The sequence below is a fragment of the Synechococcus sp. RS9909 genome (assembly GCF_014279595.1).
GTDB lineage: Bacteria > Cyanobacteriota > Cyanobacteriia > PCC-6307 > Cyanobiaceae > Synechococcus_C.
Genome location: NZ_CP047943.1, coordinates 493419 through 519619 on the forward strand (window position 1 = coordinate 493419; position 26201 = coordinate 519619).

The 26201-nt window shown below is 64.8% G+C and carries 24 protein-coding genes and 2 tRNA genes; 10 read left to right on the top strand and 16 right to left on the bottom strand.

What is annotated here, in order from left to right:
- Positions 1–23: 23 nt before the first annotated feature.
- Genes SynRS9909_RS02355 through SynRS9909_RS02365 form a run of 3 tightly spaced genes read left to right on the top strand, consistent with a single transcriptional unit; the run spans position 24 to position 2612 of the window.
- The gene (locus tag SynRS9909_RS02355; protein ID WP_007100666.1) at positions 24–1274 is read left to right on the top strand and encodes a hypothetical protein; all 1251 of its coding nucleotides are present in this window, start codon (positions 24–26) and stop codon (positions 1272–1274) included.
- Between the two features lie 23 nt (positions 1275–1297).
- Positions 1298–1501, top strand: coding sequence for a hypothetical protein (locus SynRS9909_RS02360; protein ID WP_162858275.1), 204 nt, complete (start codon positions 1298–1300; stop codon positions 1499–1501).
- A complete protein-coding gene (locus SynRS9909_RS02365; RefSeq protein WP_007100664.1) occupies positions 1491–2612 on the top strand; it encodes an FUSC family protein in 1122 nt (373 codons plus the stop codon). The genes SynRS9909_RS02360 and SynRS9909_RS02365 overlap by 11 nt, the downstream gene beginning before the upstream one ends.
- Here SynRS9909_RS02365 and lipA read toward each other — a convergent pair.
- Positions 2600–3478 (bottom strand): lipoyl synthase, encoded by an 879-nt coding sequence (gene lipA, locus SynRS9909_RS02370; protein ID WP_007100663.1) that lies wholly within the window; start codon positions 3476–3478, stop codon positions 2600–2602. The genes SynRS9909_RS02365 and lipA overlap by 13 nt on opposite strands.
- Before the next feature lie 18 nt (positions 3479–3496).
- Here lipA and SynRS9909_RS02375 point away from each other — a divergent pair.
- Positions 3497–3570: transfer RNA gene (locus SynRS9909_RS02375), tRNA-Pro, on the top strand.
- A gap of 11 nt (positions 3571–3581) precedes the next feature.
- On the opposite strand, the gene cobJ is transcribed toward SynRS9909_RS02375, so the two are convergent.
- Positions 3582–5462, bottom strand: a complete 1881-nt coding sequence (gene cobJ, locus SynRS9909_RS02380) for a precorrin-3B C(17)-methyltransferase (RefSeq protein ID WP_007100662.1) — start codon at positions 5460–5462, stop codon at positions 3582–3584.
- Positions 5459–6649 (bottom strand): hypothetical protein, encoded by a 1191-nt coding sequence (locus tag SynRS9909_RS02385; protein ID WP_007100661.1) that lies wholly within the window; start codon positions 6647–6649, stop codon positions 5459–5461. The genes cobJ and SynRS9909_RS02385 overlap by 4 nt, the downstream gene beginning before the upstream one ends.
- A gap of 417 nt (positions 6650–7066) precedes the next feature.
- On the opposite strand from SynRS9909_RS02385, the gene psaA reads away from it, so the two are divergent.
- From psaA to SynRS9909_RS02400, 3 genes are all read left to right on the top strand, one after another.
- Entirely contained in the window at positions 7067–9370 is a 2304-nt protein-coding gene (gene psaA / locus SynRS9909_RS02390) for a photosystem I core protein PsaA (protein WP_007100659.1), read from the top strand.
- Positions 9371–9391: 21 nt separating this feature from the next.
- Positions 9392–11602: a photosystem I core protein PsaB gene (psaB, locus tag SynRS9909_RS02395; RefSeq protein ID WP_007100658.1), complete on the top strand. Its 2211-nt coding sequence runs from the start codon at positions 9392–9394 to the stop codon at positions 11600–11602.
- A gap of 129 nt (positions 11603–11731) precedes the next feature.
- Positions 11732–12478: a DUF3598 family protein gene (locus SynRS9909_RS02400; protein WP_007100657.1), complete on the top strand. Its 747-nt coding sequence runs from the start codon at positions 11732–11734 to the stop codon at positions 12476–12478.
- 1 nt (position 12479) lies between these two features.
- On the opposite strand, the gene SynRS9909_RS02405 is transcribed toward SynRS9909_RS02400, so the two are convergent.
- The 5 genes from SynRS9909_RS02405 to SynRS9909_RS02425 all read right to left on the bottom strand — a co-directional run bounded on the left by SynRS9909_RS02405 (position 12480) and on the right by SynRS9909_RS02425 (position 18636).
- Positions 12480–13409, bottom strand: coding sequence for a hypothetical protein (locus tag SynRS9909_RS02405; RefSeq protein WP_038000851.1), 930 nt, complete (start codon positions 13407–13409; stop codon positions 12480–12482).
- Positions 13410–13501: 92 nt separating this feature from the next.
- Positions 13502–14581, bottom strand: coding sequence for a fatty acid desaturase (locus SynRS9909_RS02410; protein ID WP_007100655.1), 1080 nt, complete (start codon positions 14579–14581; stop codon positions 13502–13504).
- 143 nt (positions 14582–14724) lie between these two features.
- Entirely contained in the window at positions 14725–17865 is a 3141-nt protein-coding gene (locus SynRS9909_RS02415; RefSeq protein WP_038001620.1) for an efflux RND transporter permease subunit, read from the bottom strand.
- 120 nt (positions 17866–17985) lie between these two features.
- Entirely contained in the window at positions 17986–18477 is a 492-nt protein-coding gene (locus SynRS9909_RS02420) for a photosystem I reaction center subunit XI (protein WP_007100653.1), read from the bottom strand.
- Positions 18478–18519: 42 nt separating this feature from the next.
- Complete coding sequence (locus tag SynRS9909_RS02425; protein ID WP_007100652.1) at positions 18520–18636, bottom strand: photosystem I reaction center subunit VIII; 117 nt, start codon at positions 18634–18636, stop codon at positions 18520–18522.
- A 100-nt stretch (positions 18637–18736) separates the two neighbouring features.
- On the opposite strand from SynRS9909_RS02425, the gene SynRS9909_RS02430 reads away from it, so the two are divergent.
- Complete coding sequence (locus SynRS9909_RS02430; protein ID WP_007100651.1) at positions 18737–19216, top strand: hypothetical protein; 480 nt, start codon at positions 18737–18739, stop codon at positions 19214–19216.
- Here SynRS9909_RS02430 and SynRS9909_RS02435 read toward each other — a convergent pair.
- Together SynRS9909_RS02435 and SynRS9909_RS02440 are read right to left on the bottom strand one after the other, a co-directional pair.
- Positions 19174–20178, bottom strand: a complete 1005-nt coding sequence (locus SynRS9909_RS02435) for a glycosyltransferase family 2 protein (RefSeq protein WP_007100650.1) — start codon at positions 20176–20178, stop codon at positions 19174–19176. The genes SynRS9909_RS02430 and SynRS9909_RS02435 overlap by 43 nt on opposite strands.
- Before the next feature lie 53 nt (positions 20179–20231).
- Positions 20232–20972, bottom strand: coding sequence for a C40 family peptidase (locus SynRS9909_RS02440; RefSeq protein WP_007100649.1), 741 nt, complete (start codon positions 20970–20972; stop codon positions 20232–20234).
- Positions 20973–20990: 18 nt separating this feature from the next.
- Between SynRS9909_RS02440 and SynRS9909_RS02445 the strand changes: the two genes are divergently transcribed.
- Positions 20991–21887 carry a serine hydrolase gene (locus tag SynRS9909_RS02445; protein ID WP_007100648.1) on the top strand — a complete coding sequence of 299 codons (897 nt, stop codon included), beginning with the start codon at positions 20991–20993 and terminating at the stop codon, positions 21885–21887.
- 5 nt (positions 21888–21892) lie between these two features.
- Here SynRS9909_RS02445 and SynRS9909_RS02450 read toward each other — a convergent pair.
- Positions 21893–21981 (bottom strand) — tRNA-Ser (locus SynRS9909_RS02450).
- A 47-nt stretch (positions 21982–22028) separates the two neighbouring features.
- On the bottom strand, positions 22029–23180 hold the full coding sequence (gene alr / locus SynRS9909_RS02455; protein WP_038001614.1) for an alanine racemase: 1152 nt from the start codon (positions 23178–23180) through the stop codon (positions 22029–22031).
- Between the two features lie 71 nt (positions 23181–23251).
- On the opposite strand from alr, the gene SynRS9909_RS02460 reads away from it, so the two are divergent.
- On the top strand, positions 23252–23752 hold the full coding sequence (locus SynRS9909_RS02460; RefSeq protein ID WP_007100646.1) for an HNH endonuclease: 501 nt from the start codon (positions 23252–23254) through the stop codon (positions 23750–23752).
- 3 nt (positions 23753–23755) lie between these two features.
- On the opposite strand, the gene prfA is transcribed toward SynRS9909_RS02460, so the two are convergent.
- The 4 genes from prfA to rplM form a co-directional block, all read right to left on the bottom strand.
- Positions 23756–24853 (bottom strand): peptide chain release factor 1, encoded by a 1098-nt coding sequence (prfA, locus tag SynRS9909_RS02465; RefSeq protein ID WP_007100645.1) that lies wholly within the window; start codon positions 24851–24853, stop codon positions 23756–23758.
- A gap of 110 nt (positions 24854–24963) precedes the next feature.
- Positions 24964–25215 (bottom strand): 50S ribosomal protein L31, encoded by a 252-nt coding sequence (gene rpmE / locus SynRS9909_RS02470; protein ID WP_007100644.1) that lies wholly within the window; start codon positions 25213–25215, stop codon positions 24964–24966.
- A gap of 8 nt (positions 25216–25223) precedes the next feature.
- Positions 25224–25628 (bottom strand): 30S ribosomal protein S9, encoded by a 405-nt coding sequence (gene rpsI / locus SynRS9909_RS02475; RefSeq protein ID WP_007100643.1) that lies wholly within the window; start codon positions 25626–25628, stop codon positions 25224–25226.
- Entirely contained in the window at positions 25625–26077 is a 453-nt protein-coding gene (gene rplM, locus SynRS9909_RS02480; protein WP_007100642.1) for a 50S ribosomal protein L13, read from the bottom strand. Before rplM ends, rpsI begins: the two co-directional genes overlap by 4 nt.
- Positions 26078–26201 lie beyond the last annotated feature (124 nt).

A 26201-nucleotide genomic window follows, 5' to 3' on the forward strand; every position in this document is an offset into this window, starting at 1 on the left:
CCCTACGCGCGTTTTCAAAGCGCATGGGTGAAGCGCGGATGAGTGCTCTGTTGCAACGGTGCTGGCCGATTGCCCTCGTCACCGGTGCGACAGCGGTGTGGGCGGTGGTTCCGGCGATCAATGTGCAGGTGTTCGGATCCGCCGTGTTGCTCGCCCCTGGCGACCGCCGGGGGCTGTACAGCCGCTCACCCGGCCAGGTGCTCAACCTGAGCGTTCCAGTCGGAACACGTGTGGCCAAGGATCAGGTGCTCGTCCGGCTCGATCGCATCGATCAGGCCGCCCCTGGTGGTGCCGCCCCCACCGGTCAGCCCCAGGCTCTGGATCGTCAGCTCGAGGCCAACGCGGATCAACAGCAGGGACTGGTGGAGCAGTTGCGCGCCAACACCTCTGAGGTGGAGGCCCTGCGTCAGCAGATCACCACGCTGCAGGTGAGCAATCAACCGGTGGGGCAGCAGCTCACGGCGCTGGAAAGCTTGCGTCAGAAGCAGGTGATCCCCACCTACAGCCCCCTCTGGGTGGCCGCCCAGGATCTTTATCTCGGCAATAAGGCGGCCATCCGTTCGCTCGAGGCGAAGATCGCTCAGCTGGAAGCGAATCGCGGGCTTCTTCAGGCCCAGCAGGCCGAGTTGCGGGCGGTGCGGGCCGAGCTGGAGGCCGTGAGTCAGTCGCTGGAGCTGCGTGCTCCCGAGCCCGGCCGGTTGGTGAGCTGGGCCGTGGAGGAGGGCCAGCCCGTGCTGCCTGGCGAGCGCCTGGGCACGTTGGCTCTGGAGCGGCCGAGTGCGGCATCCAGGCAGGCGATGGCGCTGTTCACCGAGGCGGATGCCACGCGGCTTCGCGTCGGCGCACCGATCGAAATCGAGCCGATCCTGCAGAGCCGCAATCAATACGGCGGCACGGCGCAGCGCTACGGCGGCGTCGAAGGAACGATCAAGGCGATTTCGCCCACACCGCTGGATGCAGCTGCCCTTGCCAGTGTGGTGGGCGAAGCCGATCTGGCGCTGTCGCTGGTGGCGCGGGCCCGGCAGGAAGCCTATGGAGAAGGCGGTGATCCGCTGGCGATTCTTCCTGGCAAGGCCACAGCGCCACTGATGCTCGTGCGGGTGGAGTTGGAGTCGGCGCCAACCCCCTCCGGATTGCGCTGGAGTGGGGGCCGCGGGCCTGATCTGCGGTTTGACGATGGTCAGCCCGCTGAAGCCAAGGCCTCCGTCGAACGACGGTCTCTGGTGAGCTACGCCCTGCCGTTTCTGCGCTGGATTGCCGGCTTCAATCGCTGACCTTTCGATCTCCCCGCCTCCCCGTGTCCCGTCACCCCCTTGCCCCATCCAGTTGGTTGCACGCCCTGCGTCAGCCGGCCCCGTGGATCGCCCTCGTGTTGTTCACGATCACGGTGTTCAGCACGGCACCAAGGCTCTGGTTCTGGTTGGCGCTGCTGATGATTGTGCTTCTGGTGGGCTGGGTTCAGGCGCTCAAGCATGACCCGGCCGATCCCCATGGCGACTGAGGCCCAGTGGCTCGGCTTGCGGGCAGCTCTGGCGATCGGCCTGGCTGCGAGCATCACGCGGCTGATTTGCCTCACGCTTGGTCTGGGCGACATCCCCGCCGCCTACGGCGTGGTGGTGGGCGTGTTGGTGGTGCGTCCCGATTTCTGTCGCTGGCCTCCGCTCATCTACCCGGTGTTGATGGTGATCGCCGCTGTGGCGATGGGCGTGGGGCTCAGTGTGCGCATGATGTTTCCCGATGCCCCCCAGGTGTGGTGGTTCGGCATTGTTGGTGTGGTGATGCAGCTCCTGGCGGTGGCACTGCCGGCCAAGCTGGCGTTGCTCACCAACGTGGTGGCCGCCGCCGGGGTGTTGCCCCTGCTGGATCCGTCGGCGACCTGGGCTGACTGGGGACATCAGCTGGAGGCCATCGCCATCGGGTTGGCCGTTGGCACCGCCCTGCAGTGGGGGTTGACGCCATCGGGCTATGGCGCCCCGGCACCACCGAGTGGGCCGGAAGGGGAGGATTTGCCTCTGGCGGAGCGGTATCGCTTGGCCTTCGCCAGCTGGAGCTTCTGGCGCAAACTCGTGCTGGCGGCGTTCGCCCTGGCGATCGGCGTTGGCCTGGGAACGCTGACCCCCAAATACCTCTATTTCGGTGTGGTGCTGCTGCTCAACGACAGCATCGGCGCCACCATGGCCCGGGTGCGTGACCGGATGGTGGGGGTGAGCCTGGGGGTGTTGATGCCCCTGCTGGTGTTCAACACCATCGGTCTCAACAGCGTGGGTGTGGGGTTGGCCATGGGTGGCACGGCGGCCCTGGTGGCTGCCCTGAATCTCGGCCCCTACCTGCGCACGGCCCTGATCTCCAGCGGGGTGGCGTTTGCCGGCTATGGGCCGCTCGTGGCCTGGTATATCCCGAATCGCTGGATCGACTACCTGCTGGGAAGCGGCCTGGCGCTGTTGTCCGGGGTGCTCCTCTTCCCCCAGTCATCGCTGCGCCGCTACCGCCGTCTGCTCGATCGGGGTGATCCGGACAGTCTGGAGCAGCTGCGCCGGCTCTACCCGGCGGCCCGTGAAGAAGCCGCCTGGTTGGGGCAGGGCCTTGTCAGTCCAGACGCTCAGCGTGGGTGAGTGGCCATCAGCCGTTGAACCTCCGCCGCGTGATAGCTGCTGCGCGTCAGCGGGCTGCTCACCACCTGCAGGAAGCCGAGCTGGTCTTCACCATGTCGGCGGAAGCTCTCGAATTGCTCCGGGGTCACGAACCGATGCACCGGCAGATGCTTAGGCCCCGGCGAGAGGTACTGGCCGATGGTGACGATGTCGACCGCATGGCGCCGCAGGTCGGCCATTGTCTCGCGCACCTCGGCATCGGTTTCCCCCAGCCCCACCATCAGGCCTGATTTGCTGTAGGCCTTCGGCCAGCCCTCCCGAACGCGTTGCAACAGCTCCAGCGAGCGGCTGTACATCCCCTGCGGTCGCGCCCGTTTGTAGAGGCTGGGAACGGTTTCGATGTTGTGGTTCAGCACATCCGGTGCGGCGTCCATCACGGTGGCCAGGGCGTTCCAGTCGCCGCAGAAATCAGGAATCAGCAGTTCGATCGTGGTCAGGGGAGAGCGCTGACGCACCTGTTGGATGCAGGCGACGAACTGACTGGCCCCGCCGTCGTTCAGGTCGTCGCGGTTCACCGAGGTGATCACCACGTGGCGAAGTCCAAGTCGCGCCACCGCCTCGCCCAGCCGTTCGGGCTCGGTGGGGTCGAGTTCCCGCACGCTCTTGTCGAAATCGATGTCGCAGTAGGGGCAGGCGCGGGTGCAGCCGGGCCCCATGATCAGAAACGTGGCGGTGCCACCGGCGAAGCACTCGCCGATATTGGGGCAGCTCGCTTCCTGGCAGACCGTGTTGAGCCTGAGATCGAGCAGCAGATCGGCCACGGCGCCGATCCGTTCCCGCTGCGGCGCTTTGACGCGCAGCCACTCAGGTTTCAAGGCGGAGGTCATCTTCTACAGTCGAGCCATCGGGATGTAGCGCAGCTTGGTAGCGCACTTCGTTCGGGACGAAGGGGCCGCAGGTTCGAATCCTGTCATCCCGACTGCATGACGATCAGCTCAGGGCAGCGCCGGGGTACCCCCTCGGCGTCACCATCCGATCTGAGGCCACGTAGGTGCTGCTGTTGCCCACGAGCAACACTGTCAACATATCGACGTCGTCTGGATTGAGAGCACCCAGGGTGGTGTGGTGCAGGCTCTCCTCCGGGCGGCCGAGCTGGCGAGCCAGCAGCACGGGTGTGACATTGCTCCGTTCCGCCAGCAGCAGGTCTTTGGCCCGGGCCAGTTGCCAGTCCCGATCCCGGGAGCGGGGGTTGTAGAGCGCTACGACGAAATCGCCCTTGGCGGCTGCCTCCAGCCGTCGTTCGATCACGGGCCAGGGGGTGAGGCGATCACTGAGGCTGATCGTGCAGAAGTCGTGCATCAGGGGGGCTCCTGCCCGGGCTGCCGCCAGCTGCAGGGCGGAGATGCCGGGGTGCACGGTAAAGGCGGGTCGCTCACATTCCGGCAATGCGAGCCAGAGCTCCAGGGCCAGTCCCGCCATGCCATAGATGCCGCTGTCGCCAGAGGACACCAACGCCACCCGCACGCCCTGCCGGGCCAGGTCCAGCGCCTGGACACAGCGTTCCCGTTCCCGGGTCAGCTGGCCATCCAGGCGCACCTGATCGCAGCGCCGCAAGGGTTCCAGCAGGTCGAGGTAGAGGCCATAGCCCACCCAGACGCTGCACTGGGCCAGGGCGCGCCGGGCCTCGGGAGTGAGGAGATTCAGATCTCCAGGACCGCTTCCGATCAGATGGAGCTGCCCCCGCTGGGGAGCGTGGGGCTGGGGCGCCTGGGCGATCGCCACTGTGGCGGCACCCCGTTCCTGGCTGCTCTGTGGTTTTTCGATCGTTTTGGCCTGCCGGAGTCGGCCCTGTTCACCTGCAGCGAGAAGGGCCGCGGCTTCCGCCACCGATGCCGTGCCCATCTCCGCTTCCACCACCTCGGACGGGTTGGGCACCGCCACGGCCGCCAGTGCTTCAGAGCTCTGCAGGCGCAGGGGCCAGCCGTGCTGCTGCGCCAGGGCGATCAGGGCTGGTTCATCGCCTTTGCGGTCGATGCTGCTCAGACCGGCCACCGCTTCGATCGCCAGGCCGGCGGCTTCGAGCGACCGTTCGATTGCCCGGGTGATGAGGCTCAGGCTGGTGTCCCTTTCGCAGCCCACCCCCAGCCAGAGGCAGGCGGGATGCCAGGCACAGCCGTCGTCGCGGCGCTGCTCCGGGCCGATGGTCAGATCAGCTTCTAGCGCATCATCCGTCGCGCTGCAGTTGTGTTGCGCCCCTGGTGCCAGACGCCAGTGCGGGCTGCCGGCGGTCTGTAGCACACGGCTGCTGCGATTCTGCGCTCGCGCAATCATCAGCGCGCTCCAGCGGCTGCCCTGGCCGCTGCGCTGCCAGCCCCAGGCTTCGCCGAAACCATCCAGGGCCAGGCGGTCGTGGCTGGCGCTGTCGCCCGTGATCACCGCCTTCCCGTTGAGCGCAGCCGCCAGACCATGGGCCCACGGTTCGGCGCCGGCTCGATGGCTGCCGAGGAGAGGAATCACCAGGCCGCCTTCCGCATCCAGAACGAGCACGGCCGGATCGGTGTCCTTATCGGATAACAGGGGCGCCACGAGGCGGGTGGCTGCTCCCACGGCCCCAATCAGGATCAGGCCGCCGCACCGATCCCAGTGGCTCGCCAGCAGATCAGCGGCAGCACCGACCAGCAGGTCGGCCGGTGGGCTGGGCAGAGAGGCTGACGCCTGCGGCGTGAGGGCGATCCAGTGGGCTTCGCCGGCTTGTTGAAGGCGCTGCAGCAGGGGAAGGGCCCGGCTGGAGAGTCCCAGAGCCAGGCAGGGCTTTGGGGCTCGGGTCGGTGACGGGGAAGCGGCGTTCAGAACAGCAGGGTCGAGGGTCAACGCTGGGTGCCGTCTGGATTCAACAGCTCCCGCGCTGATCCTCCCAGGCTGGTGGTCGGCAGCCGCGGTGGTGGTTCGGCGCGCTGGAGGGGGGCGGCGCTGGAGTCGGCCTTGGCCTCCTCTTCAGTTTCAGGGGCGTCCTCATGGGCCATCTCCGGCTCGGGTTCCATGCCCAGCGCCGGCTCCGTTTCAACGTCCGGTTCCGGTTCAGGGTCCGACTTTGCTTCTGGCTCTGGCTCTGGCTCTGGCTTTGGCTCTGCTGGTGCCGGGGTCTCGCCCAGCAGGCGCGCGAGTTGGTTATCGCTCAGGTGGTCTTGCAACCAGATGGGTGCCTGCTCCGAACTCTGCGGTGTGGCGCGCAACTGGTTGTTGAACACGGGCGTGATCGGTTCTCCGAGTTCATCCAGCAGCTCCATCTGCACGGCCTGGGTGCCGCGTCCTCTGGTCTGCAACCACAGGGCCTGCTGCTGGTCCAACAGCACGCTGTCGCCGTTGAGGGTGAGTCGCAGTCGCCAGCGCCCATCCCCCTCGCGCAGGTTCTGCAAGGGGGCATTCCACACCAACCAGTCGAGAAGCAGGGGTTGGCCTTGGCTCAGTTCAGAGGGACTGACCAGCACCAGCCAGGGATCCTCGGGGCCGGGCTGGGTGTTGGGCAGGGCCTGAATCTGGTGCAGCCGCCACTGCAGGCTGGCGCCGGGGAGCTTGACCGCCTCTCCCCATGGCGTGGCGGCGTAGGCCGTGAGCCGATGGCTGCCCGGGCTGAGCGCCGGCAACGTGACCTGGATCCGACCATCGCTGAGGTGGCTGAAGCGTTGAGGAGGTTCTCCGTCGATCTGCAGGGCGATGTGGGCGCCGGGTCCCAGGTCTGGATCGGCTGTGACCGGCCAGTCCTCGATCTGCAGGGTCAGGGTCCAGGAGGCCTCACGGAGCACCGCTCCGTCCGGCGGGCTCACCAGAGACAGCCGGGGCCGCCGGCCGTCGAGGCGCCGCTGCAGTTGTTGGACGGCGCCGGGTGCGGCGACCTCCTGCAGTGTGCCGCTGGCGGCCGGGATCATCGGGGTCGCCCCGTCGCCGCCGGTCGTCTTGGACCAGGGGAGGGACAGGGCGGAAACCGGGCGGGTCCAGCTCAGCGTGATGCAGGCGCAGAGCAGAACCGTCATCAGGCGGCGCAGAGCCGGAGCCCCCATGGACGATGCGGCGGATGAAGGGCATTCTGAAGCTCAGCGGCAGCGCCGCCCAGCCGCCGCTGTTTGTGTTAGTCAGGGCGAAAAGATTCCCGTCAGCACGTGCGGAAAGAGCGCAAAGTTTCACGGGTTCGTTGTTAATCGCTTGCCGGCAGACCCCCTGTCACGACTGGTTCGCGGCGGGATTGAACCTTTGTAACTCCTGGGTCGGGAGATGGATCTTCGCCTCTATGCTTCCGCCAGCGGTCCCCTCTTTGGGGCCCAATGCTCCAGTGAGAGTCAGGGGTTTCTGTTCCTGGCAACCACTGGCGCCCGGGTGCGGTGACGCTCTGCTGAGCTGTGCCCGGGGCCCCGGCGAGCCATTCGGTTTGTCGGAGGGGTGGCCCACCACCTCGATCCCGTCCCTCGAGGAACGACTCGATGACCATCAGCCCACCAGAGCGTGGGAGCACCGCGAAGAGCCAGGTCGAAAAGGTCAACAATCCGGCGACCTTTGAACTGTTCGGCAAGCCCGGGCATTTCGACCGAGCCCTCGCGAAAGGTCCCAAAACCACCACCTGGGTTTGGAACCTCCACGCCAACGCTCACGATTTCGACAGCCACACGAGCGACCTTGAGGAGGTCTCTCGAAAGATCTTCAGTGCTCATTTCGGCCATCTGGCCGTGATCTTCATCTGGCTGAGCGGCGCTTTCTTCCATGGCGCCCGCTTCTCCAACTTCTCCGGCTGGCTCGCCGATCCCACCCACGTGAAGCCCAGTGCTCAGGTGGTGTGGCCGGTGTTCGGCCAGGAAATCCTCAATGGCGACATGGGTGCCGGTTTCCAGGGCATCCAGATCACCTCCGGTCTCTTCCATGTCTGGCGTGCCTGGGGCATCACCAATGAGACCCAGCTGATGTCTCTGGCCATCGGCGCTCTGGTGATGGCCGGCCTGATGCTGAACGCCGGTGTCTTTCACTACCACAAAGCAGCGCCAAAGCTGGAGTGGTTCCAGAATGTTGAGTCGATGCTCAACCACCACCTGGCTGGCCTGCTGGGTCTGGGCTCCCTCTCCTGGACCGGGCACCTGCTGCACGTGTCTCTGCCCACCACCAAGTTGATGGATGCCATCGACGCCGGCCAGCCGCTGGTGCTCAACGGCAAGACCATCGCTTCAGTGGCAGACATCCCCCTGCCGCACGAATTCTTCAACCAGGATCTGCTGGCTCAGCTCTATCCCGGCTTCAGTGCCGGCATCGGCGCTTTCTTCCGCGGCGATTGGGCTGCCTACAGCGACTTCCTCACCTTCAAGGGTGGCGTGAACCCCGTCACCGGCAGCATGTGGATGAGCGACATCGCCCATCACCACCTGGCCATTGCGGTGCTGTTCATCGTGGCCGGTCACATGTACCGCACCAACTGGGGGATCGGTCACTCCATCAAGGAGATCCTTGAGGGGCAGAAGGGCGACCCCCTGCTGTTCCCCGCCACCAAGGGCCATGACGGCCTGTTCGAGTTCATGACCACCAGCTGGCACGCTCAGCTGGCCGTGAACCTGGCGATGCTCGGTTCCCTGAGCATCATCGTGGCTCAGCACATGTACGCGATGCCTCCCTATCCGTACATGGCGATCGATTACCCGACCCAGATCGGTCTGTTCACCCATCACATGTGGATCGGTGGCTTCCTGATCGTGGGTGCGGCGGCCCACGGCGCGATCGCGATGATCCGCGACTACGACCCCGCCAAGCATGTCGACAACGTGCTCGATCGGGTGCTCAAAGCTCGCGATGCCCTGATCAGCCACCTCAACTGGGTGTGCATCTGGCTGGGCTTCCACAGCTTCGGTCTCTATATCCATAACGACACCATGCGTGCCCTGGGACGTCCCCAGGACATGTTCAGCGACTCGGCGATCCAGCTGAAGCCCGTCTTCGCGCAGTGGATCCAGGGTCTGCACGCTGCTGCTGCTGGTAGCACCGCACCCAATGCGCTCTCCAGCGTCAGTGAAGTCTTCAACGGCACCGTCGTCGCCGTTGGCGGCAAGGTCGCCGCTGCCCCGATTCCCCTGGGCACCGCTGATTTCATGGTGCACCACATTCACGCCTTCACGATTCACGTGACGGTGCTGATCCTGCTGAAGGGTGTGCTCTATGCCCGCAGCTCCCGCCTCGTGCCCGATAAGGCCAACCTGGGCTTCCGCTTCCCCTGCGACGGCCCCGGTCGCGGTGGCACCTGTCAGGTATCCGCCTGGGACCACGTGTTCCTGGGTCTGTTCTGGATGTACAACTCCCTGTCCATCGTGATCTTCCACTTCAGCTGGAAGATGCAGAGCGATGTGTGGGGCACGGTGAATGCCGACGGTTCCGTCCAGCACATCACCAACGGCAATTTCGCCAACAGCGCTATCACCATCAACGGTTGGTTGCGTGACTTCCTGTGGGCTCAGGCCGCACAGGTGATCAACAGCTACGGCTCCAACACCAGCGCCTATGGCCTGATGTTCCTGGGTGCCCACTTCGTTTGGGCCTTCAGCCTGATGTTCCTGTTCAGCGGCCGCGGCTACTGGCAGGAGCTGATCGAGTCCATCGTCTGGGCTCACAACAAGCTGAAAGTGGCTCCGGCCATCCAGCCCCGTGCGCTGTCCATCACCCAGGGCCGTGCCGTGGGTGTTGCCCACTACCTCCTGGGCGGTATTGCGACCACCTGGGCCTTCTTCCACGCCCACATCCTTGTGGTCGGCTGATCTCCACCTGTCTTTTCCCTAATGGCAACGAAATTTCCTTCGTTCAGCCAGGGTCTGGCACAGGACCCGACAACCCGCCGTATCTGGTACGGCATCGCCACGGCTCACGACTTCGAGAGCCATGACGGAATGACGGAGGAGAAGCTTTATCAGAAGCTCTTCTCCACCCATTTCGGTCACCTGGCGATCATCGGCCTCTGGGTTTCGGGCAACCTGTTCCATATCGCCTGGCAGGGCAACTTCGAGCAGTGGGTCGCCGACCCCCTGCACGTGCGCCCCATCGCTCACGCAATCTGGGATCCCCACTTCGGTCAGGGCGCGATTGACGCCTTCACCCAGGCGGGTGCGTCCTCCCCGGTGAACATCGCCTATTCAGGCCTGTATCACTGGTTCTACACAATCGGCATGAAGACCAACGCCGAGCTGTACCAGGGTTCCATCTTCATGATGATCCTGTCGGCCTGGGCTCTCTTCGCCGGCTGGTTGCATCTGCAGCCCAAGTTCCGTCCCTCCCTGGCCTGGTTCAAGAACGCTGAATCACGCCTCAACCACCACCTGGCCGTTCTCTTCGGCTTCAGCTCCATCGCCTGGACCGGACACCTGGTTCACGTGGCGATTCCGGAGTCCCGCGGTCAGCACGTGGGTTGGGACAACTTCCTCAACGTGATGCCCCACCCCGCCGGTCTGGGACCCTTCTTCACCGGCAACTGGGGTGTGTATGCCCAGAACCCCGACACCATGGGTCAGGTGTTCGGCACCGCCGAGGGTTCGGGCACGGCGATCCTGACCTTCCTGGGTGGTTTCCACCCCCAGACGGAAGCCCTCTGGCTCACCGACATCGCCCATCACCATCTGGCCATCGGCGTGATCTTCGTGATCGCCGGCCACATGTATCGGACCAACTTCGGGATTGGTCACTCCATCCGCGAGATCCTCGAAGCCCACAATCCCCCCAAGGGCACCCCTGGTGACCTGGGCGCTGGCCACAAGGGTCTCTACGACACCATCAACAACAGCCTGCACTTCCAGCTCGGCCTGGCCCTCGCCTCCCTGGGCGTGGTCACCAGCCTGGTGGCGCAGCACATGTATGCGATGCCCTCGTATGCCTTCATCGCGAAGGACTACACCACCCAGGCAGCGCTCTACACCCACCACCAGTACATCGCCATCTTCCTGATGTGCGGTGCCTTCGCCCACGGTGCGATCTTCTTCATCCGTGACTACGACCCCGAGGCCAACAAGAACAACGTTCTGGCCCGGATGCTCGAGCACAAGGAAGCGATCATCAGCCACCTGAGCTGGGTCTCTCTCTTCCTCGGTTTCCACACCCTCGGCCTCTACGTCCACAACGATGTGGTCGTGGCCTTCGGGACGCCCGAGAAGCAGATCCTGGTGGAGCCCGTCTTCGCCCAGTTCGTCCAGGCCGCTTCCGGCAAGGCGATGTATGGCTTCGACGTGCTGCTCTCCAACGCCGGTGGTGTGGCCGCCAATGCCAACGCGGCCTACATGGGTGGCTGGATGGATGCCATCAACAGCGGTGGCAACGATCTGTTCCTGCCGATCGGCCCTGGTGACTTCCTGGTGCACCACGCCATCGCCCTGGGCCTGCACACCACGACCCTGATCCTGGTGAAGGGCGCCCTGGATGCCCGTGGCTCCAAGCTGATGCCCGACAAAAAGGACTTCGGCTACTCCTTCCCCTGCGACGGCCCCGGCCGTGGCGGCACCTGCGACATCTCCGCCTGGGACGCCTTCTATCTGGCCGTCTTCTGGGCTCTGAACACCGTGGGTTGGGTCACCTTCTACTGGCACTGGAAGCACCTCGCCATCTGGCAGGGCAACGTCGCTCAGTTCAACGAATCCAGCACCTATCTGATGGGCTGGTTCCGCGATTACCTGTGGCTCAACAGCTCCCAGCTGATCAACGGTTACAACCCCTTCGGCAGCAACAACCTCGCCGTCTGGGCCTGGATGTTCCTGTTCGGCCACCTGGTGTGGGCGACCGGCTTCATGTTCCTGATCTCCTGGCGTGGTTATTGGCAGGAGCTGATCGAGACCATCGTCTGGGCTCATCAGCGCACGCCTTTGGCCAACCTGGTGGGATGGCGCGACAAGCCTGTGGCTCTGTCGATCGTTCAGGCTCGTGTGGTGGGTCTTGCCCACTTCACGATCGGCTACATCCTCACGTACGCCGCTTTCCTGATTGCTTCCACCTCTGGCAAGTTCGGCTGATTGTCAGTCGCTTGATTCGCCAACCAGCGAGTCCTTCATCCACCCCGTCCGGTATATCGGGCGGGGTTTTTTGATGGCGGCTGTGGCTTTCGTGTGGCCATAGGATCCGCCCTCTGCGGCCGCGATCGGATGACCAGTCAGTGGGACAACTTCCTGCGCAACCTCGGCGAGTGGCACGGCACGTTTGCGTCGCTTGATTCCCAGCAGCGAGAGCAGTCACGCACCTCCTCGATTCTCACCTTGGAGCAGGGAGACGATGCGCGTCTGGTGCGCTTCGGGTTGCAGCGCTGGGAGGACGCGGCGCTTTCAGGCCCGGCGGCTGAGCGTGGCACTCCCAGCAGCGCCATGCAGCAGGACTACCGCACCCTTGGCAAGCAGGTGGTGTTCTTCCCTTCCGGCACGTTCTGCAAAGGGTCCCAGCAGTTGGCGCCTGGAACGGCCTTCGGTGGCGAATTCGGCTTCCTCGCCGGCGACCGGCGCCATCGCCTGGTGATTCTTTACAGCGAGGTCGGCCGCTTTGAGCGTTCGGTGCTGATTCGCGAGTTCCGAGCCGGCACGACGACTGAGGAGCAGCCCTCCCTTGCGGCCGAGCAGTTACTCGGCTCTTGGCAGGGAGAGGAGGCCACGATCAGCGCAGACTGGCTCGAGCCCAGTGTTCAGGCCATCACGACCACGATCGAATCGGCTGATCTTGCCGGCGTCCGCTGGCTGCCCGACGCCGGTGGTTTTCGCGTGCCGGAGCAGGTGAGCCATCGCCAGGCCTTCCTGGTTGAGGCCTGGTGGAAACCGGGCCTCAACCAGTTGGAGCATTTGATGCGTCGCTACGACGGCAGCGGCGCCTGGCAGTCGGCGACTCTGCGGCGCCTGCGGCGCTGATTCAGGCGCTGAAGGTGATGTCTAGGGTGCGCAGGTAGGTGTGCAGGCCGGCATCCTGAATCGGCAGCACATAGGCATCGGCGCCCGAGTTGTTGTGGTGCGAATGCCAGTAGCCCGGCGGCGTCACAAAGGCGGCGCCCTCCACCCAGTTTTCCCGGTGGGGATTGCGGATACTTCCATCAGGATTCAGCTCGGTGCCGATCAGGGTGTAACAGCCCGGTTGGCAGGCCACCGCGAAATCGAGGGCGATCGATTGGTGCCGGTGCGGTTTCTGCACCTGACCCGCCGGCAGAATCCCGAGCATGGCCCAGAGGGTGTGGCTCACGGTGCGCGACTGGGGAAAGGCGCTGTTGCCCATGAGGATGCTCACCCGATTGGCCCTGGCACCGCTCGGACTGGCGGCAATCTCGGCGAGGTGCCTCTGGCTGTCGTGATGGCTGTAGAAGGTGGGGGCGAAGCGGGCTTCGCTGGGGATCACGCCGAGATGGCGCAGCAGGGGAGCGTCATGCACCCAGTAGAGACCAGCGCGGCCGTCACTCGCATGCACCGCATCACCTCCTGCCGGCAGCACGAGCATGTCGCCCTTGCTCCAGCGGAACTGGGCGCCGCAGGCTTCGGTTTCGCCCTCGCCTCCGGCCACGAAGAACAGCTGACTCGTGGCGGTCGCGCTTGTGCGCAGATCACCGTGATCGAGGCGCACGAAATTGGCACAGAGGGAAGGGCCTGTGGCCGGCCCTTCGCAGCCCAGCTCCACACTGAGGTCAAGGGGCAGCACGGCGCTGCCTGGTTCCTGGAAAAAGTCGGGCGAGAAGGCGCGGTAGGGCACTGCAGCCGTAAGGCCGTTGCGGATTGGATTGGCTGCTTCTCCATAAGGAAAAAACTGCGCCTGCTTTGAGGAGGCTGACCCTTCAGTAGGGCTGCTGCTCACCATGACCTGCTTGCTCCAGAACGACGAAGCTCTTACACCCTACAAATGGATGCGCCTTGTTTTGGTATGGATCGCGTCGCTTTGACCCTGTTGAATCAGCCGGCCGTGGCCACTTGCCCTATCACTTCGTTGGGTGAGATGAGTTGGTGTCCTTCCCGATCCCAGAGAATCAGACTAAAGCATTGACCCAGATCTTTGATCTGAAGGCGGTGCACCCCATGCAATCGATCGCGGTTGGCTTGATGACAACGCTTCAGTTTGTAGTTGGGAATGCGTTCGGACAGGTGGTGGATGTGGTGGTAGGCGATGTCTGCGGTGAACCAGTTCAGAAAGGCAGGAAGCTGCAGAAAAGAGGATCCTTCCAGAGCTCCCTTGAGATAGCTCCAGTTTTCACTGCCGCTGGTGTAGGAGCCTGGGAAGTTGTGTTGAACAAAAAAGACGGCGATCATGACTGCCGCGCTGCAGCTCATCACCACGGTGTAGAGGATCCAGAAATGCCAATGGCCGATCCAGCTCCCGAGCTGCCACCACAACAGTGTCACGATCAGTGTGTTGGCGGCAATATCGATGAGCTCGCCGCTCGTATAGAAGAAGCTTGACCGGTAGCTCTTGGCAACTTCTATTGGTGTCTGCCATTGACCAGTCTGCAGCATCTTGAAGAGGCTCGTCAAGCTGTGCGCCGTGAATTCAAAACTGCTCAACAGCAGCGACAGCCTTGGTTTGATGATGAGGTAGTAGAAGCCGCCGGGAAATAGCAATAAAGGATGGCGAAGGGCCCGGTAGATCCACTGCGAGAATGGTGTTTTTTCTTGGTATTGTTGGCGTGTGATCAGTGCGGATGGGCCTCGATAGAGGTCCCAGTTTCCATTGTGTCGGTGATGAAAGGCATGGCCACGGGACCATGGGTGTTGGGGCATGCCGTGAATCAGGCTCAAGCCAAAGGCCGCCATTCGATTGGCGCGTTTGGAGCGAAACAGGCTCCCATGGCCGCAGTCATGCATCAGGGAGAAGCTTCTGCTCAGCAGCAGAACCATCAAGGTGATCAACACAGGTGCGCTCATGAGGCTCCAGGCCTGCAGCGTCTCGGTGATTGCCGCCAGAGCGATGGCGACGGCGATGATCGGGATCACGGTGCTCGCCAACTGCCAGATGGCAATGCCGTTGTTGCTCTCCATGAAGGGAGCGAGTTCGAAGTCGATCCTGCGAAGCGAAGCTGAAGGTGCAGCTGGATCGACAACGTTGTTCAAGACGGTTGCTCTCGGGGGATCCCGTTGATGGCACGGTGTCTGAATCTATGCCGTTTCCTGCTGCGTCGGCCTCATCCATCCAGCTGGGGTGTTGGCTCCGGTCGTACACCGCGCCAGCGCTTGAGCAGCAGATACATCGCCGGCACCACAAACAGCGACAGCAGCGTCGACACCAGCAGGCCACTGAACACCACCGTGCCGATACTGATGCGGCTGGCGGAGCCGGTGCCGCTGGCCAGCAACAGGGGCAGGAATCCCGCCAGGGAGGTGACGGCGGTGAGCAGGATCGGGCGCATCCGGTTGATTGCCGCCCCTTCGATCGCGTCCAGCAAGGCCATCCCCTGATCCAGGCGCTGGTTGGCGAATTCCACGATCAGGATGCCGTTTTTGGCGGCCAGGCTCACCAGCACCAACATGCCCATCTGGCCATACACATCGAGTGGCAGCCCCCGCAGCTTCAATCCGATCAGGGCGCCGAGCAGGGCCATGGGCACCGTGAGCAGGATGATCAGCGGGTCGAGGAAGCTTTCGTAGAGCCCTGCCAGGAGCAGATACACCACCAGAATTCCCAGGCTGAACAGAATCCACGACACGTCCTCCGCCTTGGTTTCCTCGTTGGCCAGGCCGGTGAAGGCAAGGCCGAGGCTGCTGCCGCCGGTGCGGTCGCTGATCGCTTCCAGCAGGTCGATCGCCTGGCCGCTGCTGACGCCATCGGCAGGAATCGCCGTGATGCTGATCGAACGACGCTGGTTGTAGTGGGTGATGCTGTTGGCTCCCTCCGCCCGTTCCAGTCGCGCCACATTGGCCACGGAGACCAGCGCCCCCTTGCGGTTGCGCACCATCAAGCCGGTGAGGTCGCCTGGATTGGCGCGCTCATCACCCTCGAGCTGCAGGTAGATCGAGCGGATCTGGCCTCCTTCGAAGGTGTCGTCGATGTAGCGCCCCCCGATCGCCGTGCCGATGTCCCGCAGGGTCTGCCCCACCGGGAGATCCAGGGCCGCCATCTGACTGCGATCGATCTGCAGCCGCCAGCGAGGTGAGCTGGCATCAAAGCGGGTGCTCACCCGCTCGAACTGACCGGTTGCTTCCGCGGCGCGGATGAAGCGCTGGGCCTGCTCCTCAAACTCCTTCAGGCTGAGCTTACCGGCGCTGCGGTCGAGCAGTTCCAGCTGCAGACCTGCCTCACTGCTGAAGCCGCGCACGGTGGGGGGTGTGGTCACGATCACACGGGCATCGCTGATGCGTTGGCGCAGGGCCTGATTCAGGCGGTCTTTCACCGCTTCACTGCTCTGATCCCGGCCCGGACGTTCCTTGAGCGGCACCAGCCTGAGATAAAACGACCCCTTGTCTTCGCCGCTCTGGCCGAAGGAGCGACCGGCATAGAAGTTGCCGGTGCGGATCAGTGGTTCGTCGGCCACCACTTGCCGGATCTGCTCCATCACCGCCTCGGTGCGTTCCAGGCTGGCGCCATCGGGCAGGGTGAAATAGCCACGAACCTGACCCTGGTCTTCGTCGGGGATGAAGGCGGTGGGCATGCTCGCCAGTCCGATGCCCGTGACCACCAACCCTGCCAGCAGCAGTCCAATCACCAGCCGGCCGCGGGGCAGCCAGGTGGCCAGCACGCGGCCATAGGTCTCCTGGGTGCGGCTCATCCCGTTGCGGAGAGAGGCGCTCAAACGCTTCAACGGTCCGGGCAGGCGACCGCCCCCAGGCCCCAGCACCCGGGCACAGGCCATTGGTGTGAAGGTGAGGGCGTTGAAGGTGGAGAACAGAATGGCGCCGGTGATCGCCAACGCGATTGGCTGATAAAGGCGGCCGATCGAGCCTGGAATCAGCAGCACCGGCACGAACACCGCCGCCAGCACCAGGGAGGTGGCAATCACCGCTCCGGCGAGTTCGGCCATGGCATCTTCGGCGGCGCCCTGAGGTTCGGCTCCCCGTTCGATGCGTCCGGCGATGTCTTCACTCACCACAATCGCGTCATCCACCACGATCCCGGTGGCGAGCACCAGGCCGAACAGGATCAGGCTGTTGAGGTTTGAGCCGCTCAGTTTCACGATCACCAGGCTGCCGATCAGGGCCACGGGCACGGCGATGCCGGGGATCATCGCCAGACGCCAACGCCCCAGAAACAGCACCAGCACCACCAGCACCAACAGCACCGCATCGCGCAGGGTGTCGGTGGTGCGATCGAGGTTGGCCTGCACGGTTTCGGCCACATCCACGATCACTTGCATGGTGAGACCGGGCGGGAAGCTTTCCTGCAGCTTCGCCAGCTCCGCCTGCACCGCCCGGCTCAGCTCCAGCGCATTGGCGCCATCCCGCTGGAAAATGCCCACGGCCACGGCGCTCTCACCCTGGAGGTTCATGGCGCTGCTGCCGTAGTTCTCCTTGCCGAGTTCCACCCGGCCCACATCCCGGAGGCGCACCAAACCGCCGCTGTCACTGCGCTTCACCACCATGGCCTCGAACTCGGCCTGACTCAGCAGGCGCCCCTCCGCATCCACCGGCAGGCTGAACACCTGACCCTCCGGCGCCGGCGCTTCGCCGAGGCTGCCCAGGGCCGCCAGCACGTTCTGTTCGGCCAGGGCCGTGGTGATGTCGTTGCTGGTGAGGTCGTATTGCTCCAGTTGGTCGGCATTCAGCCAGAGCCGGAAGGCCAGCTCACTGCTGCCAAACACGCGAATCTCGCCCACCCCGGGCGTGCTGCGGAGCGATTCGCGCAGATTCTGGTCGAGCCAGCCGCCGATGAAGGTGGGGGCATAGAGGCCCTTGGGGGCGCTGAAGCCCAGGATCAAGAGGATGTCATCGGAGGAGCGGCGCACGCTCAGCCCCTGACGCGTGACGGGCTGAGGCAGGCGTCGGTTCGCCAGGTTCACCTCGTTCTGCACCTTGATCGCGTTCAGCTCGGGATCGCCGCTCTCAAAGCGCAGGCTGATGCTGGCGCCCCCCTGACGGCTGCTGGAGCTCATGCTCTCCAGGCCTTCGAGGCCGTTGAGTTGTTTCTCGAGCACCGCGGTCACGCTCTGCTCCACCACCTCCGGGCCCGCGGCCGGGAAGGTGGCGCTGACGCTCACCCGCGTCGGGGCCAGTTGGGGAAGGTCCTCCAGACCCAGGCCCACCAGGGCCACCAACCCTGCCAGCAGCACAAGCAGGCTGCACACGATCGTGAAGACCGGTCGGCGCAGAAACGGCTGGGAAATCGACCGCAAGGCGGGTCCTGCTGAAGAAGCCGCCAGATCCTGGCAGCACAAAGCCCCTTATGGACGGCGTGCCGTTCATCCGGGGCGATGAGGTTGTGACGGGTTCAGTCCAGGGGTTGACCTGGAGAATCAGCCGACGCTCCAGACACCACCAGCAATGTTCACCAGCGGGGCCACGATGGCGGTGCCTGCCAGGAACCAGGCGAAGGCGGCGCCGCCGCAGCCACCCAGCCAGAAGCCGCTGGCGAATTCAGCCCAGCCAGCCTTGGTGAACAGATCGGCGGGAGGATTGTCGATCGTGGCGTCAGCGGGCTGCACGCTCGGGCCATGACCGGCTGTGCCGTAGATCGACAGGCACACGGTCAGGATCGAAACAAGGCCGATGGCGGCGAGCAGGCCAGCGGTGGCGGCGTAGTCGGTGTTGCGCAGGGGGCCGCAGACCGCAAAGGGGCCGTAGAGGAAGAAGCCATGGGCCATGCCCACTTCCAGGCCGCGACGGTTGGGGGAGAGGGCCGGCCGATAGGCCGGAAGGGCGTTGAGGAAGGCCTTGGCGAAGTAGCTGCTGTTCACCGGAGTGGCCAGGTTGCCGACGGTGGGATCGGCGACGGGGGTCACGGTCATGGGAGGAATCGGAAGGACGGAGCTGGACGCAGGGGGAGCGACTCAGTCGCTGGCTTCGATCACGTTGAAGAGCAGCGCCATGGCCACGGCCGGGCCCATGATTCCCACCAGGGGCACGAACACGGAGGGCATCCAGGCGGCGACGAAATCTCCAGTCATGGCGATGGCCAAAGCCAAAAAGGTCCGCCGTTACTGTAGGGATCGCTTTTCCGAGCGCTTGCCGTCGCCTTTCACGGCGACATAAAAGTTCAATCCCACGATGTCTCAGTTCTTCGCTGGTGGCGCTGCCCTCGTTCTGGCTCTCGTGCTCTGGGGCATCGGGCGACGGCCGCGCAAACCGTTGCTGCGCAGCACGGACGCCGGCGCTGTGGCCGCTCTCAATCGCGCTCAGGTGGAGTTGGTGCAAGCCGAGCGGGCCTTGGCGGAGCCAAGCGCCGAGGATCCACTCGACGGTTGGACGGCGCCGGTGACCCCGGCCGAGCGGCGCGCCCTTGAAGAGTGTCTGCGCCATGCCATCGCCGGCGATCCCGATCAGCGGCTCCTGGCGGTGCGTCTCGCCGGCCTCTGGGGACACCGTTCCGGTTTGCCCGTGCTGAGGCGCGGCTTGCGTGATGTCGATCCCCGCGTTGTGGAGGCGGCTGCAGCGGCGATCGACACGCACCGCTGCGCTGGGCCGATTCGCCCGAGCGAGCGACTTCAGCAGGCGCGTCCACCTCGCAACGTGGCCCGGATGCGGTAGATCGGGCGGCCCTGGCTTTCGTGGTAGGTGCGGATCAGCAGTTCCGCCAGCAACCCGAAACAGAACAGCTGCACGCCTGCGAGGCCCAGCACCACCGCCAGTGTGAGCAGGGGGCGGTTGCCGATGTCTTCACCCATCAGCTTGATTGCCAGCAGATAGGCACTGGCCATCAAACTGCCGGCGATCGCCACCAGCCCGCCGAACCCGAACACATACATCGGGCGGGTGAGGAAGCGCTTCATGAACCACACCGTCAGCAGGTCCATCAGCACGCGAAAGGTGCGATCGATGCCGTATTTGCTGCTGCCGTATTGACGAGCGCGGTGATTGACCTTCACCTCCGTGATCCGCGCCCCTTCGATGAAGGCCAGGGCGGGGAGGAAGCGGTGCAGTTCACCGTATAACCGCATGTCGGCCAGCACCTCGCGTCGATAGGCCTTCAGGGAACAGCCGTAGTCGTGGAGGCGCACACCGGTCACGCGCCCGATCAGGCGATTGGCGATGCGGGAGGGGAGCTTGCGTTGAATCGCCGCATCCTGGCGCTGGTGACGCCAGCCACTCACCAGGTCGTAGCCCTCGCGCAGGGTGGCCAGCAGCAGCGGGATGTCGGCGGGGTCGTTCTGGAGATCGCCATCGAGGCTCACGATCACCTCGCCGCGGGCCACATCGAAACCGGCGGCCATGGCGGCGGTCTGGCCGTAGTTCTTGCGCAGCAGGACGGCCACCAGCTCGGGGATCTCCCGGCTCAGTCGCTCGAGCACCGCCGCGGTGCCGTCGCGGGAGCCATCGTTCACCAGCACCAGCTCGAAGCGCTCGCCGCTGGGCCGCAACGCCTGGAGCAGTTGTTGCACCAGCTCCGGAACGCTCTCCTCTTCGTTGTAGAGGGGCACCACCACGGAGAGATCGAGAGCGGCGCCGTCCTGATCCGGGGCGATGGCTGAAACGGCGGCGCTGAGGGGCATCCCGATGTGGAGGGGTGAGGGCAACCTAGATCGGGCTGTCGCGGCCGGAGTTGTTACGGCAGGGTGCTGCCGTCATGGCAGCGCTCCACGCGCCCGGCACCGCGCAGTTCCGCCCGGTAATGACAGGCCACTGGATGCTGATCGCTCGGATGGAGGCTGTCGCAGCCGATGCCGTTGCGGCCGTGCTCCCGGCCGGAGCTGTGCCAGTACTGCCCGCGGCCCCGATGAATCGCCACATGGGTGCAGCGTTGCGGGGTGCCGAAAAAGATCAGATCACCCGGACGCAGCAGGCGGTCGTCACCGGGACGGACCGCGACCGGCGTGCAGAAACGCTCCTGCTGATAGGCGTCGCGTGGCAGCCAGATGCCAGCGCTTGCAAACGCCGTCTGCACCAGGCCGGAACAGTCGAGATCGGGCCCCAGGGTGCCGCCCCAGAGGTAGTGATTCGGTGCCGCGGCGGCGGCGGCAATCCACTCCAGCACCGCCGGCAACCGCCGGCGGATGGTGCCGGCATCCAGCAGTTGGGGCTGCCAGGCCCCAGTCGACACCGCCTGTCCAGCCAGGTCGGCGAGACTCAGCCAGCAGGGGTAGCCGTCTTCGAGCAGGGTTACCCTCACGCGTCCCTGCCGGATCGCCGCGCCGCTCCCTTGCACCCGAAACCGACGGCCGGCCGCCGCCTGGGTGGCGAGGCCATCACCGCCGTTGCGGGCGTAGCCGTTCACAGGCCGCCGCAGTTGCCAGACACTGCCCGGCAGCAGCAGTTCCGGGGCAAGCGGTGTGCCTAAGGTCGGCATGATTCAACAGCCAGTGTGATGGCGTTCTACCGTCCCGACCCGGCGATGCAGGAGCAGCTGGTTGCGCTGCTGCGCCGGCTGGAGGCGGAGGACCGGCCCGGGCTCACGGAGCAGGTGGCGATCACCTGGGTGCGATACGACCGGCAGGAGCCCGGCGCCGGCAGTGGCCGGGGGGCGGCTTGGGCCGACCAACGGATGCTGTATCCCGCCAGCGTGGTGAAGCTGATCTATGCGGTGGCGGTTGAGCACTGGTTGCAGCGTGATCTGTTGCTGGACCACGAGGAACTGCGCCGCGCCCTGCGCGACATGATTGCCGACTCCTGCAATGACGCCACCGGTCTGATCGTGGACCTGCTGACCGGCACCACCAGCGGTCCGATGCTGCGGGGTGAGGCCTGGACCACCTGGCAGCGCCAGCGCCAGTTGGTGAATGACTGGTTGAAGACCCTGGGATGGCCGGAACTGGAGCGGATCAACTGTTGCCAGAAAACCTGGAATGAAGGCCCCTATGGCCGTGAACGTGACTTCTATGGGGCTGGGAACACCAACCGCAATGCCCTCAGCACCGCTGCCACGGCGCGCATGCTGGAAGCGGTGATGACCGATGCGGTGCTGTCGCCGCCGGCCTGCCGTCGCCTGCGGGATCTGCTGGATCGTTCGCTTGATCCGGCCCTGCGGGCGGCCGATCCGGAGAATCAGGTGGATGGCTTCCTCGGGGAAGGTCTGCCGGAGGGGAGCCGGCTCTGGAGCAAGGCCGGCTGGATGAGCCAGGCACGCCACGATGCGGCCTGGTGGGTCTCACCGGAGAGGCCCCCCAGTCTGCTGGTGGTGTTCAGTGAGGGGGTGGATCGGGCGAAGGATTCGAATCTGCTGCCGACTCTGGCGCGGGAGCTCTCGGCCGAACAGGCGATTTAATTCAACGGAGAGGGAGGGATTCGAACCCTCGACAGAAGTTGCCTCCTGTAACTCCTTAGCAGGGAGCCGCTTTCAACCACTCAGCCACCTCTCCAGCGGCGCCACCACCATATCAAGGAGTGGGCGCCGGGGGAATGCGGTTCAGATCACCAGCCGTGGCAGCCGGTGTTTGAAGCCGCAGAGCACCTCCCAGGGGATCGAATCGCACTGATCACTCCAGTCGCGGGGATGGATCGTCAGATCGCCATCCCGCCCCAGCAAGGTGACCACGGCGCCGGGTTCCAGGTTGGGGTGATCGGTGACATCCAGGATCAGCTGATCCATGGTGATCGCACCCACCTGGGGCAGGCGGCGGCCTTGGTGAAGCGCGCAGATGCGGCCCGAGAGGGCGCGGCTGACGCCATCGGCATAGCCGATGGCCACCACCGCCAGCCGGCTGGGTCTTGCGGTGATGAAGCGATGGCCATAGCTGACACCCACTCCGGCGCCCACCTGGCGGATCAGGCTCACGCGCGCTCTCACTGTCATCGCCGGCTCAAGCGCCACGGCGTGATCGAGGTGCGGACTGGGGCTGTGGCCATACAGCGCCAGCCCCACCCTGACCAGATCGTGATGGAGCTCAGGATCGCGCAGGGTGCCGGCTGAATTGGCGAGATGGTGCACAGCGTCTCCTTCGGGCAGCAGACGCAGGGCTTCGCGGAAGCGTTGGTGTTGTTGCTGCGTCACCCGTTCGCCGTCGCCATTGGGGTCGCCATCGGCGAGGGCGAGGTGGCTGTAGATCCCCTCGAGTCGAATCCGGTCGAGCTGCTGAATCGCGTCGACCAGCCGTGGTGCTTCCTGCCAGTCGCAGCCGAGACGGGTCATGCCCGTGTCGAGTTTCAATTGCACGTCGAAGCGTCGCCCGCTGTCGCTGGCCAGGTTCTGACAGAGCAGGGCTTCGCGCATGCCGCTCAGGGTGGGCATCAGCTGCCAATGCAGGCAGCGGCGCAGGTCGTCCGCCTGGGTGAGGTTGCCCATCACCAGCACCGGCTCGCGCAGCCCGGCCTGACGCAGCTCGATGCCCTCCTGCAGGGTGGCCACGCCCAGCTGGGTGGCGCCACCAGCGAGGGCGGCCCGTGCCACGGTGACCGCACCGTGGCCATAGCCGTCGGCCTTCACCACGGCCATCAAGGCACAGCCGGGCCGCAGCAGGCTGCGGATCGATCGGGCGTTGTGGCTGATGGCTGCCGGTGCCACCTCAAGCCAGGCCCGCTGGCGGGGGTCTGGCAGCTCAGGCCCCCGTTGTGGTGCCATCGGTTCGGTCGTGAAGGACACCTTGACGGGCGTGGAATGCCGATAGCATGCCGTTTAAACAGGCGGCTGGCATGGGCCAGGTACTCGTTCTCAATGCGTCCTACGAGCCGCTGAACATCACCACCTGGCGCCGCGCCATGGTGATGATGCTCAAGGGCAAGGCCGAGGGCCTGGAGCACGACCCCAACCACTGCGTGCGAGCCGATCTGTTGGTGCCCACGGTGATCCGTCTACGTCAGTTTGTGCGGGTGCCGTTCCGCCAGCTACCGCTCACCCGCCGCAACCTGTTTCAGCGCGACAATCACTGCTGCCAATACTGCGGCAGCCGCGGTGATCAGCTGTCGATCGATCATGTGATTCCCCGCAGTCGAGGCGGATCCGACACCTGGGAGAACGTGACGACGGCCTGTCTGCGTTGCAACGTGCGCAAAGGCAACCGCACCCCCCAGGAGGCGAACATGCCCCTGCGCCGGGTGCCCCGCCGTCCGCTCAGCAGTCTCAGTTTCGAGGCCACCCGCCAGATCCATTCCGGCCGCCGCAGCGAGTGGGCCAAATATGTGATCGGTGCCTGACCCTCAGGCGTCCGCCTCGTTGCTGAGCGCTTCCAGCTTGGCCCGTTGCTCTTCGGCGATGCAGGCGCCGATCACCTCGTCCAACTGCCCCTCCAGCACGGGGTCAAGCCCGAAATTTCGACCGAGGCGGTGATCGGTGACGCGGTTGTCTTTGGCGTTGTAGGTGCGGATCTTCTCGCTGCGGTCGCCGGTTCCCACCTGGGCGCGTCGGGCCGAGCTCTCGCGGGCGTTGGCTTCGGCCAGCTGCCGTTCGTAGAGCTTGGCGCGCAGAATCTCCAGCGCCCGCTCCCGGTTCTGCAGCTGGGAGCGCTCCTGGGTGCAGAACACCCGGATGCCGGTGGGTTTGTGGAGCAGATCCACGGCCGTTTCCACCTTGTTGACGTTCTGGCCGCCGGCGCCGCCGGAGCGGGCCGTGCTGATCTCCAGCTCCGTGGGGTCGATCTGCACCTCCACCGGATCCGCTTCCGGCATCACCGCCACCGTCGCCGTGGACGTGTGCACCCGTCCCTGGGATTCGGTGGCCGGCACGCGCTGCACCCGATGCACGCCGGCCTCGAATTTCAGTTTGCTGAAGACGGCCTCACCCTTCACCGAGAGGATCAGTTCCCGGTACCCGCCGAGATCAGCGGCATTGGCACTCACCGGTTGCACCGTCCAGTGTTGGCGTGTGCCATAGCGCTCGTACATGCGAGCCAGATCGCCGGCCCAGAGGCAGGCCTCATCGCCGCCGGCGCCGGCTCGGATCTCGAGCATCACACTGCGCCCATCGCGGGGATCCGTGGGGAGCAGCGCCAGGGTGAGTTGCTCGAGCAGTGCGCTGCGACGTACCTCGAGCTGATCCAGTTCCTGCTGCGCCAGCTCCTGCATGGCGGGATCCTCCCGGCTCTCACGCAGCAGCGCTTTCGCCTGGTCCCGTTCTGATTCCACCTGTTGCAGGCTGGCGAAATCCTGAACCAGCGGTTCGAGCCGGGATCGTTCCCGGGCAATCGTTTCCAGCCGCTTCGGATCAGCCGCCACATCGGGATCGGCCAGTTGCCGCTCGAGGTTGCGGAAGCTGGTGCTGGCCGCCTCAAGGCGGCTGATCAGGGTTGAGGTGTCCATCCCTTCCGATCGGTGGGTGGTGATGAAAAACCCCCAACCTCAGACTTCAGTCCGGGGCCGGGGGGGGAGAGTCGCTCAGGAGCGACGTTGGATTGTGATGCACTGAATGCTCAGGATTCAGTTGCAGCTTTCTTTTCGCCAGCGGCTTTGCCAGCACCACCCATGCCGTATTTGCGCATGAAGCGATCGACACGACCTTCCGTGTCGAGGATTTTCTGCGTACCAGTGAAGAACGGATGATTGCCGCTCCACACATCGACGTGAATTTCGGGCTGGGTGGAGCCAGTGGTCATCACCACTTCGCCATTGCAGATGACCTTGGCGTCGGAATACCAGGTGGGATGGATGTCGGGCTTGGGCATGACGGAAATCAGCGCTTGGAGAACTGAGGAGCTTTGCGGGCTTTCTTGAGGCCGTATTTGCGGCGTTCCTTGGCGCGGGGATCGCGGCTGAGATGGCCTTCCACCTTGAGGGGCTTGCGATTGTCGGCGGAGAGCTCGCAGAGGGCCCGAGCTGCGCCCTGCTTGATCGCATCAGCCTGGCCGGTCAAGCCGCCGCCCCGCACGTTCACCAGAACGTCGTACTCAGTGGCGAGACCCAGGGTCTGGAGAGGAGCCTTGACCGCAGCCAGGTAGGCCGGGTTGTAGTTGAGGTAGTTGTCGCCGGGGCGACCATTGATGGTGATCGTGCCACTGCCGGGCACCAGACGGACACGGGCCACAGAGGTTTTGCGGCGACCGGTGCCCCAGTAGACGACGGAGTTGGACATGCTCATTGGGCGGTGGCGGCGGGATCGAGCGCGAGGGGCTTGGGCTGCTGGGCGGCGTGCGGATGTTCGGCACCGCGATACACCTTCAGCTTGCGGAACAGCTGACGACCCAGGGCATTGTGGGGAAGCATGCCCTTGATTGCTTTCTCCACGATGCGCTCGGGGAGACGTTCCTGCAGGTGGGCGAAGGTTTCCACCTTCATGCCCCCGGGACGACCGGAATGGCGGCGATAGAGCTTGTCTTGCGCCTTATTGCCACTGACCCGAATCTTGTCGGCGTTCACCACGATCACGAAATCGCCGGTGTCCAGATGGGGGGTGTAACTGGCTTTGTTCTTGCCCCGCAGCACGGAGGCAACTTCTGTGGCCAGTCGACCGAGAGTCTGATTCTCAGCATCCACCAGATACCACTGGCGGTCGATCGAATCGATGGAAGGAACGGATGTCTTGTTCATCGCGCCGGCATGCCGGTTCGGATATGCCCCACCTGAGCGGGCGGAGCTGGTCAGATGGAATCAGTTCACGCTGGCGTGAACTGATTCGAGCTCAAACAATGAGCTTACCTTGTGGTGGGTGTCC

Coding starts and splice junctions, on each gene's coding strand:
- SynRS9909_RS02355 (WP_007100666.1), top strand. CDS start 24: ATGGGTGAAGCGCGGATGAGTGCTCTGTTGCAACGGTGCTGGCCGATT.
- SynRS9909_RS02365 (WP_007100664.1), top strand. CDS start 1,491: ATGGCGACTGAGGCCCAGTGGCTCGGCTTGCGGGCAGCTCTGGCGATC.
- lipA (WP_007100663.1), bottom strand. CDS start 3,478: ATGACCTCCGCCTTGAAACCTGAGTGGCTGCGCGTCAAAGCGCCGCAG.
- SynRS9909_RS02385 (WP_007100661.1), bottom strand. CDS start 6,649: ATGGGGGCTCCGGCTCTGCGCCGCCTGATGACGGTTCTGCTCTGCGCC.
- psaA (WP_007100659.1), top strand. CDS start 7,067: ATGACCATCAGCCCACCAGAGCGTGGGAGCACCGCGAAGAGCCAGGTC.
- psaB (WP_007100658.1), top strand. CDS start 9,392: ATGGCAACGAAATTTCCTTCGTTCAGCCAGGGTCTGGCACAGGACCCG.
- SynRS9909_RS02400 (WP_007100657.1), top strand. CDS start 11,732: ATGACCAGTCAGTGGGACAACTTCCTGCGCAACCTCGGCGAGTGGCAC.
- SynRS9909_RS02405 (WP_038000851.1), bottom strand. CDS start 13,409: ATGGTGAGCAGCAGCCCTACTGAAGGGTCAGCCTCCTCAAAGCAGGCG.
- SynRS9909_RS02410 (WP_007100655.1), bottom strand. CDS start 14,581: ATGGAGAGCAACAACGGCATTGCCATCTGGCAGTTGGCGAGCACCGTG.
- SynRS9909_RS02420 (WP_007100653.1), bottom strand. CDS start 18,477: ATGACCGTGACCCCCGTCGCCGATCCCACCGTCGGCAACCTGGCCACT.
- SynRS9909_RS02425 (WP_007100652.1), bottom strand. CDS start 18,636: ATGACTGGAGATTTCGTCGCCGCCTGGATGCCCTCCGTGTTCGTGCCC.
- SynRS9909_RS02430 (WP_007100651.1), top strand. CDS start 18,737: ATGTCTCAGTTCTTCGCTGGTGGCGCTGCCCTCGTTCTGGCTCTCGTG.
- SynRS9909_RS02435 (WP_007100650.1), bottom strand. CDS start 20,178: ATGCCCCTCAGCGCCGCCGTTTCAGCCATCGCCCCGGATCAGGACGGC.
- SynRS9909_RS02440 (WP_007100649.1), bottom strand. CDS start 20,972: ATGCCGACCTTAGGCACACCGCTTGCCCCGGAACTGCTGCTGCCGGGC.
- SynRS9909_RS02445 (WP_007100648.1), top strand. CDS start 20,991: ATGGCGTTCTACCGTCCCGACCCGGCGATGCAGGAGCAGCTGGTTGCG.
- alr (WP_038001614.1), bottom strand. CDS start 23,180: ATGGCACCACAACGGGGGCCTGAGCTGCCAGACCCCCGCCAGCGGGCC.
- SynRS9909_RS02460 (WP_007100646.1), top strand. CDS start 23,252: ATGGGCCAGGTACTCGTTCTCAATGCGTCCTACGAGCCGCTGAACATC.
- prfA (WP_007100645.1), bottom strand. CDS start 24,853: ATGGACACCTCAACCCTGATCAGCCGCCTTGAGGCGGCCAGCACCAGC.
- rpmE (WP_007100644.1), bottom strand. CDS start 25,215: ATGCCCAAGCCCGACATCCATCCCACCTGGTATTCCGACGCCAAGGTC.
- rpsI (WP_007100643.1), bottom strand. CDS start 25,628: ATGAGCATGTCCAACTCCGTCGTCTACTGGGGCACCGGTCGCCGCAAA.
- rplM (WP_007100642.1), bottom strand. CDS start 26,077: ATGAACAAGACATCCGTTCCTTCCATCGATTCGATCGACCGCCAGTGG.